Origin of the sequence: Phaeocystidibacter marisrubri, from assembly GCF_008933165.1 — a bacterium.
Lineage (GTDB): Bacteria > Bacteroidota > Bacteroidia > Flavobacteriales > Schleiferiaceae > Phaeocystidibacter > Phaeocystidibacter marisrubri.
Map to the genome: position 1 here is coordinate 769,928 of NZ_WBVQ01000002.1, position 12,516 is coordinate 782,443.

Consider the following 12,516-nt stretch of genomic DNA (forward strand, 5'->3'; position numbering starts at 1 on the left):
TTTTCTATAACAGCGTACAAATCAATCTATCAGAATGTGCTGACAATTTGGATGGACGCCATATTCCCTAAGCGATGTTTGGTCTGCTTTTCCGTACTGAGCCCTGCGGAAAACGCATGTTGCCATACCTGTTTAGATGCCCTTCCTCTTTGGCCTAGCGAACAAGATCCTGAAGAATTTGCCAATCAACTCTTTGGAGGTAGGGTGAAAATTGAAGGTCTACAGGTTCACTATCCCTTTCATTCTCCCTCTGCCATTCAGCACTTGTTACACGCGGTGAAGTACGATGGAAACACAACATTGGCAAAAGAGCTGGGCGTCCGTTTAGGACGACGATGGACGGGTCTACTACCCAGCGAAACGATCATCACCCCAGTACCACTTCATCCTTTCAAAATGAAAAACAGAGGGTACAATCAAAGTTGGCACATTGCTCGTGGAATAGGGAATTCAACTCACCTCAACTGCGAAATACTCCTTCGTCGAACTGTTCACACCCCTTCTCAAACCGCGCTGTCTAGAGAAGAACGATGGAAGAATATGGAGGGTATTTTTGAAATCGCAGATGGAGTAAACCTTGTTGGAAGTACGGTTTTGTTGGTGGATGATACTTTGACTACGGGTGCGACGTTGGAGAGCTGTGCCCACACCTTGTTGAAGGCCGGAGTATCGAAGGTTTATGCTACTGCCATTGCCTATGCTTCATAATCCGAAACTTCCTCAATATTCCCGTAATTTGCGGCCATAAACACGAACAATGATTCGAGGACTCATTCGACTAATCGCCATTTTTCTATTCGTTACCGGCTGCGCGGTACAGTCGACCCCAGATGGAGGTGCCAAAGATGAAACCCCTCCAGCAATTGTAGGTTCTTATCCGGCAAACCGAAGTACCAACTTTACAGGCAATACCATCGAAATTGAGTTTGATGAATATGTCAAAGTGGACGGATTCTCCTCTCAATTCATCTCTTCGCCTCCACTGAAATACAAGGTGGAACACAAGCTGAGAAAGAAGACACTTACTCTCACTATTACCGACACTCTCCGAGAAAACACCACGTATACCTTCTCGTTCGGTAACGCCATCAAAGACATTACGGAGAACAATGCGCAAACGGAATTCAAATACGTCTTTTCTACAGGCGCTATTCTCGATTCGCAAATTGTAGCTGGACAAGTCATTGACGCCTACTCCACTTTAGATCAAAAAGGAGTAATGGTGGCACTTTACGAAGGCGATGCCGAAGATTCTGTATTCATGAAAGCGCCGCCATTGTACTACGGCCTTACCGATGAACACGGACATTTCTCTATTGAAAACGTAGCGCCAGGAGCGTACCGCCTGATGGCAATGAAGGATCTTGATTTTAACTACCAATGGACAGGGGCTGCGGAGGCTTTGGGGTATATTGACACTTTACTTCAATCTAGCTACAACCCAGTTGTTACCATCCCTCTTTTCAAAGCGGAAACTCCATATAAATTTTACCGCGCCAAGTATGCTGATTTCGGAAAGATAGAGATGTACTTCTCCAAACCTCCCGGAGCCCTTCAAATTGAGCGCTTAGACACCGTTACTTCAGAGTACGTGATTGAGAGACCTGAAAACGGCGACACCCTCATCTTTTGGACCAACATCTGGAAAAGTGGAAGCACAGGAGAATGGCTCATTACCCATTTAGAAACGGGAACACAAGATACCATGTCGGTTCGTTTCACAGATAAAGACACGACTAAATTCCGATTGGACTGGGGAACCAAACCGCCGTTTTCACCCACCGACTCCATTTGTTTTTCGGCCAAAACACCCATTGTTCAATTCGATCCTTCCAAGATTCACTTGATTCTCGACACCCTCCACACTCCTTTTTCAATAGATTATTCGGGCGTGAGAAGTCTTGCTCTCTCCACACGTTTGGAATATGGTCAAACATTAAAATGGATTGTAGACTCCGGCGCTGTAACCGATATGTTTGGTCGGGTAAACGATAGTTTTGCTCAGGGATTTAAGGTCTTAAACGACAATGAACTCTCCATTTTTCACATGAGTGTTCGTTCCGATTCAACCTTTCCCAAAGTCATTGAGATCTTCAACAATGATGAGGCAATCTTGTACCGAAATACGTTTACAGACGACATTAATATCAGTCTGTACGACATTCATCCACAGGAACTCAAGGCACGTGTGATCTACGATGTCAATGAAAATGGTAGATGGGACACTGGTAACTACTTCGAAAATCGTCAGCCTGAAAAAGTCATCTACCTCACCAAGACCGTTGAATTAAGGGCCAATTGGGAGATTGAAGAAGTTTGGAACATCCGTTAATCCAAAGTAAAGGTATCCCTGTCGTTTAAGAAGCGAAATCGCTCACGTGTAGCACTCAAATCTGACTTGGACAAGGTTGCCTTTACCACTTCTGTAGTGTTGGGCTGTGCGGCTGAAACCGTTTCTCCCAAGGGATTCAATACTACGCTATCCCCAGAGTGATCAATCCCGTTGCCATCCTCGCCCACTCTATTCAAACCAACCACATACGACATGTTCTCAATGGCTCGAGCTACTAAAAGTGACTTCCAAGGGTAACTGCGACGAGCGGGCCAGTTGGCCACATAGAACAGCAAATCGTAATCGTCGTCATTTCTGGCCCAAACAGGGAATCTCAAATCATAGCAAATCTGTGGTCGGATTCTCCAGCCCTTGTATTCCCAAGTAGATCGAGTCTGGCCTGCCGAATACTCTTCGTGTTCGCCAGCGTAAGAAAACCGATGACGCTTGTCGTAGTGTTTGATTTCTCCTGAAGGTTCCGCCCAAATCAAGCGGTTGTAGAATTTCCCATTCTCTGTAATGACCACACTTCCGGTCACAACCGCATTCAGGGCTTTGGCCTTTTCTTTCATCCATGTTACCGTCTCGCCCGACATCGGTTCGGCTACTTCGGATGGACGCATAGAAAACCCAGTAGAGAACATCTCGGGTAGAAAGATGACATCGGTCTTTTGAATCTCTGACAAGTGTTCATCGAACATCTGACGATTCAATTTAGCATCCTCCCAATGGAGTGATGTTTGTACCAAAGACACATGTAATTCGTTCATAACTCCGAAGGTACTACTTCATCACACCAATGCCCATATATTTGCGTATGCGAATACTCATTCTCACTTTTTTGGCTCTACTTCATACGGCGGCATCTGCCCAAAGTATCCAACGATTATGGAACCAGAAGAACTACGAAGCTATTTACGAGCAACGCGATAGAATCCATCGGATGAGTGGTCCAGACATGCTCCGCGTAGCACAAGCAGCTCAGCATTTTGATGAAGACTCTATCGCCATTTACATTCTGAATACCGCCATCGAAAAAGGGTATGAGGATGATCAAACGTATTATGTGAGGGGACTCAGTTTCGCCAAGCAGCGACATTTCATCTCTGCCGCGGAATCATTCCATCAAGCTTTGGCATTAAACCAACATCGATTGCCTTACATGCTTGCAAAGGCGGATGCCTACTATCGGGGACAGAAGCCGGATTCTGCCTTGGCGGTGTTCAATCGCATACACTTGCTCTACCCCAATAAGGATGTCGCCACTTTTATGAGCTGTAAAATCTTGGAAGAACAAGGATATATGCAAGCGGCTATAGAGTGCTTTGAAGGAAACATTAGAGACATGGTTGCCAAAGAATACCGAGTGGAGGCAAGTGAGATATTGGCGAGTTTATACTGGCATGAAGGCGAGGATTCTGCAAGAGCGGCTGCCATCTACCGAGAATTGATAGACAATAATCCCAACAAAGTCAATTACCGCTTAAACCTCTTGCAACTAACGGCAGAAATGGGAGAATGGGACATGGTTGCACAGCAGCAGGAAGCCATTCACCAGCTTCGCGACTCAGACCAGCTCCCCTCCATTTACACCCGTAAAAACGCACTTCCTATACTGAGCTTGATGGGCGTAAACTTCAGGATTGAGATCTATGAAATCATTCGTCCTGATCTAAAAGACAATGCCATTTACGAAGCCTTTTTAATTACACCTCTGCACGCCAGACCCGTTGGAAAATGGAGCTATATTGTAGAAAACGGTGAGCAGAAAATAGTTGGTGAAGGAAGAGGTGCAGAAGAATTTACAATTGAAACTGAACTTAACTTAATGGAATTCAGCATCTTTATGAGGAGTATAGAACGGAAATTGTAACGCACCCTTGCAGATTTCAACAATTGCGTTTATATTCGTTCAGGAAGAGCTTTTGTAGTTTTTTCATTTTTGTGTTTTAGTTTTTGTTGATTATTTTGAAGGTGGCCGCTCGTACCCTCGAGCGGCTTTCTTTTTTCCAAATATTCTCAAAAAACCAAACACCTCAGCAGACGGTCTATTGCTGCGGATATTCTTTCAGCAACAACTCGATTCCGTACATCATCAAATCGATTTCCTCATCATTGGTTCCGTCATAAATCCCGCGAATTCTACCCAATGGATCCACGAGCACAATGTTCTCGGTGTGAATAAAACTGTGCTCATCAAACGACTCACCCTGTTCAACCACAGCAAAATAGCTCGCTCTTGCCAGTTTATTGATTTCCAATCTTTCGCCCGTAAGCAACCACCATTTGTCGTAACTCACCCCATTGGCCTGACCATAAGATTGCAGAACGGGAACCGTATCATACTCGGGATTTACCGTGTGAGATAAAATCATCACTTGATCATCGTCCATAAATCGCTCTTGTACTCGTCTCAAATTGCGAGTCATGTCGATGCAGATACTCGGACAAGTAGTAAAGAAGAAATCGGCGATCACAATCTTGCCTTTGATATCGGCGCGGGTTCTTTCATGTCCTCGCTGATCAATCAACTTAAAATCAGCAATGACGTGATTCATGCCCTTTCCTTCAAGGCTATCTGCCACCAATGCCGGATTAATATCCGCTGGGTTAATTATCCCCAAACGCTCTTCCGGTTTTTGAATTTGATAGGCCGTAATAACGCCTACCACAAAGATGAATAGAAGGACTCCTATCTTCCAGTAGTCTGCCTTCGCGATGAATTTTCCTGCCATGATTCGGCAAAATTCCACATTCTCGACTGAATGGCCTACAAAAGTGCCCACGACTTTTGTAGAAGCAACACCCCTATCACAAACTAATCCACTCAACATCAAATCTTTGGATATCGAATGATTGATTGCATACAGACCACTCAAGAACTCTACTTTCCCTCTATCTTCGCGGTATGAATATCCTATCGGTAGAGCAACTCAAGAAGAGTTTTGGCGAGCGTGTCTTGTTTGAGAACCTCACATTCGGAATGGCTGAACGCGAAAAAGTCGCGCTTGTCGCTAGAAATGGCACAGGTAAGACGTCCCTCCTTCGCATTTTGGCCAATGAAGAGATGCCCGATGATGGACGAGTAGTAACTCGAAAAGATCTACGTGTAGGCTACCTCAAGCAAGAGCCCGAATTTCCTGCGGGAATTGAAATCATGCAGTGGCTTCTCACGCTTGAACACCCATTGTTGAAAGCCGTCATCCGATACAAGGAGTCTCTAGAGAATCCTGCCAAAGCAGGTGACATGACCGATAGTTTAAGTGAAATGGAGCGTCTCAATGCTTGGGATACCGAATCTCGACTAACGGCCATTCTCGACAAGCTGAACTTAAAGGACATTCACGCCAAGGTAGACTTGCTAAGTGGTGGACAGAAGAAGCGACTCGCCTTAGCTGGATTGCTTTTGACCGAGCCGGATTTCCTCATTCTCGACGAGCCGACCAACCACCTCGACCTTGATATGATTGAGTGGTTAGAAGGTTGGCTGTCTGATGCTCCTTTTGCCTTGTTGATGGTTACGCACGACCGTTATTTTTTAGAGGCTATTTGTACTACCATCTACGAGCTTGAAGATGGAGAACTTTACAAGTACGATGGTAACTACAGCTACTACCTCGAGAAAAAGGAAGAGCGCGCCCAAACCCAGCAATCCAATATCGAGAAGGCGAAAAACATCTACAGAAGGGAGCTCGAATGGATTCGTTCCACCCCTCAAGCCCGAACCGGAAAGAGCAAAAGCCGAATCGACAGCTTCAAGAAAGTAAAGCAAGATGCCCACAAGCAAGTTCAAAACAAGCAGGTGGAAATCGATGTAAAAATGGAGCGTCTAGGCAGTAAAATCTTAGAGCTTCACAAGGTAAAAAAGGCCTACGGCAACTTGCCTATTCTCAACGGCTTCTCCTACACCTTTAAAAGAGGAGATTGCATTGGTATGGTTGGAAAAAATGGAGTTGGTAAATCCACCTTCCTTCGACTTATCACCGATTCTGAAGAAGCAGATGGCGGAAAAATCATCACAGGTGAAACCGTTCGTTTTGGGTTCTATCGCCAGGATGGAATGCAATTGAACAATGACAAGCGCGTCATTGAGGTCATTAAAGAAATAGCCGAAGTCATTCCACTTGCCAAGGGGAGGAGTATGACGGCTAGTCAGCTACTAGAGCGCTTCCTATTCGAGGGAGATCAGCAATACACCTTTGTGAGCAAACTAAGCGGTGGTGAAAAAAGACGATTGTACCTCCTCACCCTATTGATGGCTAATCCCAACTTCCTCATTCTGGATGAGCCGACCAATGATCTCGACATATTAACCCTCAATGTCCTTGAAGACTTTCTGTTGGATTTTGAAGGCTGTTTGGTCATTGTGAGTCACGATAGGTACTTCCTGGATAAACTCACCAATCACCTCTTCATTTTTAAGGGGAATGGCGAGGTTAAAGATTTCAATGGGAGTTATTTAGAGTATCGCGAAGAGCTTGCGATTGAACAAGAAAAGAAGCGAGAAGCTCAGAAACTCTATACCGCTCCTAAGAAAGAGGTAAGCAGGCCGAAACGCGAAAAGACCAAGCTCAGCTACAAGGAAGAGCGTGAGTTCGAAGAGCTTACTGCAGAAATAGAAAAGCTCGAAGCTCGAAAAGTAGAGATTGCGAAAATCTTTGAATCACCCGATGTAGAAGCTGGAGAAATTGAACAGCTGTCTATTGAGATGAATCAATTGACAGAACGCCTTGACGAAGCTGAAATGAGATGGCTGGAACTCAGTGAATTCACAGAGGAGTAGCTCTATTTTTTACGGGAATCCAGATTTCTTCTTCCGAGTTTGGATCATGGTTCGAATACCTCTCTCCCATTACTGCAAAATGAGGGCGATGATCGAGTTGATATCCTGAAGCAGGCAACCAGGTTTCAAAAATATAGCCATAAGTCTTAGGCCCTTCTTCAGGCGTACCCTTGTGCAAAAACACCGCATACATGCCGGCTGGGGACGTGAGCTTCGCCATCCCATTCGGAATAGATGTAGACTCCACAACCTCCACTGCTGCCCACTTTTCAAATTCGCGAGTAGGATCGAAGGATTGAAAGAAGTCATTGGGATACCGCTCTATGGAGAAAAGCAAGTCATTCTTAGGCTGTAACTCACCTTTCTTCGGCATAAATCTCTGCCAGAGTTCGCGCGTTTGATTCGTAGCAAAGGACATGTGCATCTTCATTCCAACCCATTCGCGCTGGGCACACTCTTCCATTCGTAAATACATGGAGTCAAGATAAGCAGAAGTGACTTCGTAATAAAAATCCTATCCCTTAACTTATACTGCTCAAACAAACATGTACATGACAACAGTTAATGCCTATCTGACGTTCAACGGCAATTGTGAAGAAGCATTTGAATTCTACCGATCGGTGTTTGGGGGTGAGTTTCCCTACGTTGGCCGATATGGCGACATGCCCATTCTTGAAGGTCAGCCTCCACTGCCAGAACACCTTAAAAACAAGATCATGCACATCAGTCTTCCCATCAGTGCGGAAACGAGTATCATGGGAAGTGATGCGGGAGGTGCATGGGCAGAGAAGGCGACTATTGGAGACAATATCACTCTATCTATCAACACAAAAGATCCTGATGAAGCCAAGAGGTATTTTGACCAGCTATCTGCAGGAGGAAAAGTGAAAATGCCGTTTGAGCTCACCTTCTGGCATGCGTACTATGGGTTGTTCACAGACAAATTTGGAATCAATTGGATGGTGAATTGTGAAACAAGCGATCACGAAGCGTACGAGAAAGGTCAGAAATAACAAATCCTCCCAACGAACAAGAATGTGAACGATGGGAGGAAATGTAATCTTCCGAGTAACCTGCATCAAGTAATACTCGGATGGAGGATGGAGAGACCTATTTTCCATCCAGGGATTGACGGGACTGAGATAGTCCCAATCAAGAAAACGGAGGGTGAATCATGCGAGAGGGATTCCTTCTCTCCGCTTCCCAACTACTAACCTTACTACGACACTTGAAGGGATATTAACTCTATTTCTCGCATAAGCACAGAGACTGTACTTCCGTTCTTCAAGATCATGTCAAAGAAACCCCTTCCAAATCTTCTATTTGTCAGTATTTTACTTAAATGTCCATCACGAAATCTCTATTCTTTTGTCAGTCTTTCACTGAATTGATACTCATTCCCTCCAACCATGAAGCATTACGGAATTCTTTTGACCCTTGTTTTTACTTCCTGCGCCCTTTTTAAGTCGCCCATAACCGATCCCATGCCCACGTTTCTACCCGATGTAAAATGGGAAATGGCCTCTTGGGAATTGGAAGAAACCCATCGACTTAGATTGATTCATTCCCGAGACTTCCGAGAAGTATACCAAGAGAGCAATCACAAACTATCATCCTTTGGCGTAGATAACATCATCTTCTATTTTGCCGTGATTGAAGGCAGGGGTGATCGTCCGCTTTATGAAGTCATTGTAGATTTCACCTCAGAAGAAGCGAGAGATAACTACGCGCATGATCACTTAGGCGAACCGAATACAGAAAATGGGGAATGGGATTTCACGACAGAAGGTGCTCATTATCGAGCATGGAAATTCCAAAAGAAGCTCGTAGTCGTCAAGGTAATTCCCGGATGTGAATGGGACGAATAAATTCTACCTTTAGAGGAATATCAGTTTCCAGTGCTCTTTAGTACATTAGTCGACCAACAAGAATCGAATACACCTATGTCCAAGCCCATCATACAACTCGAAGGAATCAAGCGGAATTTTGAATTGGGCAAGGTGACCGTAAAAGTTCTGATGGGCATTGATCTCGTCATTGAAGAAAACGAATACGTCGCTTTGATGGGACCGTCGGGTAGTGGCAAATCCACATTGATGAACTTGTTGGGTTGTTTAGATACCCCCACTTCGGGCAAATACCTGTTGAATGGAACGGATGTGAGTGGATTGAGCGACAACGAATTAGCCGATATCAGAAACAGAAATATCGGTTTCGTATTCCAAACCTTCAACCTTCTGCCTCGCCAAACGGCATTGGACAACACCGCTCTTCCCCTTGTCTATTCCGGGGTTGGAAAAACAGCTCGAAGGGCAGAAGCAGCTAGCGTACTCCATCAGGTTGGACTAGGCGACCGAATGGACCATCAGCCCAACCAGCTCTCTGGAGGACAACGCCAACGCGTAGCGATTGCCCGTGCTTTAGTAAACAAACCCGCACTCATTTTGGCCGATGAACCAACTGGTAACCTCGACTCCAAGACTTCTGTGGAAATCATGCAATTGTTTGATGAGATCCACAAAAAGGGCAACACCATTGTACTGGTCACACACGAGGAGGAGATTGCCCAGCACGCCAACCGAATCATACGCCTCCGTGACGGTCAGATTGAAAGTGACGAGAGAAAATAACCCATTAATAGACCGTCTCTATATCTCCGTCTACACTAGTCTCAATTCACGGCTCATCCCTTATAAACACTAGCATTTAGGGTATACGCCCAAATCCTAGGGGTTCCCCTTTTATTTCATACTTTTGCAGTCAGAATTAGACTGATTCCAAACAAGGTATGATAAACGTATCCGACACAGCAGTAAACAAGCTCATCGGCTTGATGGCAGAAGAGGGCAAGACGCTCGAGACTGCCTACATCCGCGTTGGTGTCACTAGCGGCGGATGCTCTGGCCTTTCTTACAAGATGGAAATCGTCGGCGAGGAACAGGCAGAAGGAGATAAACTCTTTGAAGATAAGGGTGTTAGAATATTAGTCGATAAGAAGAGCCTACTCTACCTCTTGGGTACCACCCTTGAGTACAGCGGAGGTTTGAATGGAAAAGGATTTGCGTTCAACAACCCGAACGCTTCACGCACTTGTGGCTGCGGCGAAAGTTTTGCCGTATAACGACAGATAGCGCAGGATTTCATGAGCAATAGCGATCAAATTTTAGATGATGTAACTCGGAGTGAGTACAAGTACGGTTTTTACACCAACGTAGAATCCGACAAGGCTCCAATTGGCCTAAATGAGGACATCATTCGATTTATTTCAGCAAAGAAGAACGAGCCAGAATGGATGACGGAATGGCGATTAGACGCCTACCGCAAATGGCTAGAAATGAAAGAGCCAAATTGGGCCAAGGTGAAATACACCAAACCCAACTTTCAGGACATCACGTACTTCTCTGCACCCAAGAAGAAAAAAGGTCCAGACAGCCTAGAGGAAGTAGACCCAGAGCTTCTCAAAACATTTGAGAAACTCGGTATTTCCATCGATGAGCAAAAGCGTCTAACTGGTGTGGCAATGGACGTTGTGGTAGACTCCGTATCGGTGGCCACTACCTTCAAGAAAACGTTGGGAGAATTGGGAATCATTTTCTGCTCCATGAGTGATGCCATTCAAGAGCATCCAGAACTGGTGAAGAAATACCTCGGTACCGTGGTTCCCAAAACGGACAATTTCTACGCTGCATTGAATTCTGCGGTATTCACCGACGGTTCTTTCTGTTATATCCCCAAGGGCGTTCGTTGTCCTATGGAACTTTCCACCTATTTCCGCATCAACGAAGCAGGTACTGGACAGTTCGAGAGAACTTTGGTTATTGCCGATGAGAGCAGTTATGTGAGCTACCTCGAAGGCTGTACAGCACCTCAGCGGGATGAGAACCAACTCCATGCTGCAGTTGTAGAACTCGTTGCTTTAGACGATGCTGAGATCAAATACAGCACCGTGCAAAACTGGTATCCCGGTGATTCCAAAGGCAAGGGTGGAGTATACAACTTCGTGACAAAGCGAGGCATTTGCGAACGCAATGCTAAGATCAGCTGGACGCAAGTAGAAACCGGTTCTGCCGTTACTTGGAAGTATCCGAGCTGTATCTTGAAAGGAGACAACTCCATTGGTGAGTTTTACTCCGTTGCAGTAACGAACAACTTCCAGCAAGCCGACACAGGCACCAAGATGATTCACTTGGGGAAGAACACGAAGAGCACCATCATCTCGAAAGGTATATGTGCGGGTTCATCAGACGGTAGCTACCGTGGATTGGTGAAAATTGGACCACGTGCTCACAATGCTAGAAACTTCTCTCAATGTGATTCACTCTTGATGGGTGACGGATGTGGTAGTCATACTTTCCCTTACATCGAAGTAGGAAACAAGACGGCTAAGGTTGAGCACGAAGCAACGACCTCAAAAATTGGTGAAGATCAAATCTTCTACTGTAACCAGAGGGGCATTGCCACAGAAGAGGCCATTGCCCTCATTGTTAACGGTTACTGTAAAGACGTTTTGAATCAACTTCCAATGGAATTTGCCGTAGAAGCTCAGAAGCTTTTGGCTATTTCTCTAGAAGGCTCAGTAGGATAATCAATAGAACAATCGCCACAACGGCAAAAACGATAGCACAGGAATGCTACAGATAAAAAATCTCAAAGCACAGATTGAAGATAACGCGATTCTCAAGGGACTTAACCTAGAAGTTAAGCCTGGAGAAGTTCACGCTATTATGGGACCCAACGGCGCTGGAAAGAGCACATTATCCAGCGTTATCGCTGGCCGTGAAGACTACGACGTTACCGAAGGTACCATTGAGTTTCTAGGTGAAAACGTGTTGGATCTCAGTCCAGAAGAACGCGCTCAACTTGGCATCTTCTTGTCTTTCCAATATCCCATTGAAATCCCTGGTGTGAGCGTTTCCAATTTCTTGAAAACCGCCATAAACGAAATTCGTAAAGCTCGTGGTGAAGAACCAATGGGCGCTGCTGAACTCCTCAAGAAGATGAGAGAGAAGTTGGGCGTTCTAGAAATGGACAAATCTTTCCTCAGTCGTTCATTGAACGAAGGATTCTCTGGTGGTGAAAAGAAGAGAAACGAGATTTTCCAAATGGCTATGCTTGAACCAAAACTGGCCATCTTGGACGAAACCGATTCTGGCTTGGATATCGACGCATTGCGCATTGTAGCCAACGGTGTAAACAAGTTTCGCAGCAAGGACAACGCAGTAGTCGTTATCACGCACTACCAGCGTCTATTAGACTACATCATTCCTGACGTAGTACATGTATTGATGGACGGTAAAATTGTGAAGACAGGCGACAAGTCTCTTGCCCTAGAATTGGAAGAGAAAGGATACGACTGGATCAAGAAAGAAGTGGCCGCTCTTTAATCACCCCCAAAGAAGAA

Annotated in this window: 13 protein-coding genes; 10 read left to right on the forward strand and 3 right to left on the reverse strand. The window is 45.3% G+C overall.

The window, feature by feature from the left end; translation table 11 throughout:
* Nucleotides 1-36 precede the first annotated feature (36 nt).
* Together F8C82_RS10850 and F8C82_RS10855 are read left to right on the forward strand one after the other, a co-directional pair.
* Nucleotides 37-708, forward strand: coding sequence for a ComF family protein (locus F8C82_RS10850; protein WP_151693608.1), 672 nt, complete (start codon nucleotides 37-39; stop codon nucleotides 706-708).
* A gap of 49 nt (nucleotides 709-757) precedes the next feature.
* The gene (locus tag F8C82_RS10855) at nucleotides 758-2,332 is read left to right on the forward strand and encodes an Ig-like domain-containing domain (protein WP_151693609.1); all 1,575 of its coding nucleotides are present in this window, start codon (nucleotides 758-760) and stop codon (nucleotides 2,330-2,332) included.
* Here the strand turns inward: F8C82_RS10855 and F8C82_RS10860 are convergent.
* Nucleotides 2,329-3,102 (reverse strand): amidohydrolase, encoded by a 774-nt coding sequence (locus tag F8C82_RS10860; protein WP_151693610.1) that lies wholly within the window; start codon nucleotides 3,100-3,102, stop codon nucleotides 2,329-2,331. The genes F8C82_RS10855 and F8C82_RS10860 overlap by 4 nt on opposite strands.
* A 47-nt stretch (nucleotides 3,103-3,149) precedes the next feature.
* On the opposite strand from F8C82_RS10860, the gene F8C82_RS10865 reads away from it, so the two are divergent.
* Nucleotides 3,150-4,205, forward strand: a complete 1,056-nt coding sequence (locus F8C82_RS10865; RefSeq protein WP_151693611.1) for a tetratricopeptide repeat protein — start codon at nucleotides 3,150-3,152, stop codon at nucleotides 4,203-4,205.
* Nucleotides 4,206-4,380: 175 nt separating this feature from the next.
* Here the strand turns inward: F8C82_RS10865 and F8C82_RS10870 are convergent, their stop codons facing one another.
* Nucleotides 4,381-5,067 (reverse strand): SCO family protein, encoded by a 687-nt coding sequence (locus F8C82_RS10870; RefSeq protein WP_151693612.1) that lies wholly within the window; start codon nucleotides 5,065-5,067, stop codon nucleotides 4,381-4,383.
* Between the two features lie 173 nt (nucleotides 5,068-5,240).
* On the opposite strand from F8C82_RS10870, the gene F8C82_RS10875 reads away from it, so the two are divergent.
* Complete coding sequence (locus F8C82_RS10875; protein ID WP_151693613.1) at nucleotides 5,241-7,115, forward strand: ABC-F family ATP-binding cassette domain-containing protein; 1,875 nt, start codon at nucleotides 5,241-5,243, stop codon at nucleotides 7,113-7,115.
* On the opposite strand, the gene F8C82_RS10880 is transcribed toward F8C82_RS10875, so the two are convergent.
* Entirely contained in the window at nucleotides 7,102-7,590 is a 489-nt protein-coding gene (locus F8C82_RS10880; RefSeq protein ID WP_151693614.1) for a GyrI-like domain-containing protein, read from the reverse strand. The genes F8C82_RS10875 and F8C82_RS10880 overlap by 14 nt on opposite strands.
* Before the next feature lie 76 nt (nucleotides 7,591-7,666).
* Between F8C82_RS10880 and F8C82_RS10885 the strand changes: the two genes are divergently transcribed.
* The 6 genes from F8C82_RS10885 (at nucleotide 7,667) to sufC (ending at nucleotide 12,499) form a co-directional block, all read left to right on the forward strand.
* Nucleotides 7,667-8,128 (forward strand): VOC family protein, encoded by a 462-nt coding sequence (locus tag F8C82_RS10885; protein ID WP_151693615.1) that lies wholly within the window; start codon nucleotides 7,667-7,669, stop codon nucleotides 8,126-8,128.
* A 471-nt stretch (nucleotides 8,129-8,599) separates the two neighbouring features.
* Nucleotides 8,600-8,983 (forward strand): hypothetical protein, encoded by a 384-nt coding sequence (locus F8C82_RS10890; protein ID WP_151693616.1) that lies wholly within the window; start codon nucleotides 8,600-8,602, stop codon nucleotides 8,981-8,983.
* 75 nt (nucleotides 8,984-9,058) lie between these two features.
* Entirely contained in the window at nucleotides 9,059-9,745 is a 687-nt protein-coding gene (locus F8C82_RS10895) for an ABC transporter ATP-binding protein (RefSeq protein WP_151693617.1), read from the forward strand.
* Nucleotides 9,746-9,903: 158 nt separating this feature from the next.
* Nucleotides 9,904-10,236: a HesB/IscA family protein gene (locus F8C82_RS10900; protein ID WP_151693618.1), complete on the forward strand. Its 333-nt coding sequence runs from the start codon at nucleotides 9,904-9,906 to the stop codon at nucleotides 10,234-10,236.
* A 21-nt stretch (nucleotides 10,237-10,257) separates the two neighbouring features.
* Nucleotides 10,258-11,700 carry a Fe-S cluster assembly protein SufB gene (gene sufB / locus F8C82_RS10905; protein ID WP_151693619.1) on the forward strand — a complete coding sequence of 481 codons (1,443 nt, stop codon included), beginning with the start codon at nucleotides 10,258-10,260 and terminating at the stop codon, nucleotides 11,698-11,700.
* A gap of 43 nt (nucleotides 11,701-11,743) precedes the next feature.
* A complete protein-coding gene (gene sufC / locus F8C82_RS10910; protein WP_151693620.1) occupies nucleotides 11,744-12,499 on the forward strand; it encodes a Fe-S cluster assembly ATPase SufC in 756 nt (251 codons plus the stop codon).
* Nucleotides 12,500-12,516: the final 17 nt, after the last annotated feature.

Bases quoted from the DNA above. Each gene is read 5' to 3' on its own strand.
- F8C82_RS10855 (WP_151693609.1), top strand. From the start codon at position 758: ATGATTCGAGGACTCATTCGACTAATCGCCATTTTTCTATTCGTTACC.
- F8C82_RS10860 (WP_151693610.1), bottom strand. From the start codon at position 3,102: ATGAACGAATTACATGTGTCTTTGGTACAAACATCACTCCATTGGGAG.
- F8C82_RS10865 (WP_151693611.1), top strand. From the start codon at position 3,150: ATGCGAATACTCATTCTCACTTTTTTGGCTCTACTTCATACGGCGGCA.
- F8C82_RS10870 (WP_151693612.1), bottom strand. From the start codon at position 5,067: ATGGCAGGAAAATTCATCGCGAAGGCAGACTACTGGAAGATAGGAGTC.
- F8C82_RS10875 (WP_151693613.1), top strand. From the start codon at position 5,241: ATGAATATCCTATCGGTAGAGCAACTCAAGAAGAGTTTTGGCGAGCGT.
- F8C82_RS10880 (WP_151693614.1), bottom strand. From the start codon at position 7,590: ATGTATTTACGAATGGAAGAGTGTGCCCAGCGCGAATGGGTTGGAATG.
- F8C82_RS10885 (WP_151693615.1), top strand. From the start codon at position 7,667: ATGACAACAGTTAATGCCTATCTGACGTTCAACGGCAATTGTGAAGAA.
- F8C82_RS10890 (WP_151693616.1), top strand. From the start codon at position 8,600: ATGCCCACGTTTCTACCCGATGTAAAATGGGAAATGGCCTCTTGGGAA.
- F8C82_RS10895 (WP_151693617.1), top strand. From the start codon at position 9,059: ATGTCCAAGCCCATCATACAACTCGAAGGAATCAAGCGGAATTTTGAA.
- F8C82_RS10900 (WP_151693618.1), top strand. From the start codon at position 9,904: ATGATAAACGTATCCGACACAGCAGTAAACAAGCTCATCGGCTTGATG.
- sufB (WP_151693619.1), top strand. From the start codon at position 10,258: ATGAGCAATAGCGATCAAATTTTAGATGATGTAACTCGGAGTGAGTAC.
- sufC (WP_151693620.1), top strand. From the start codon at position 11,744: ATGCTACAGATAAAAAATCTCAAAGCACAGATTGAAGATAACGCGATT.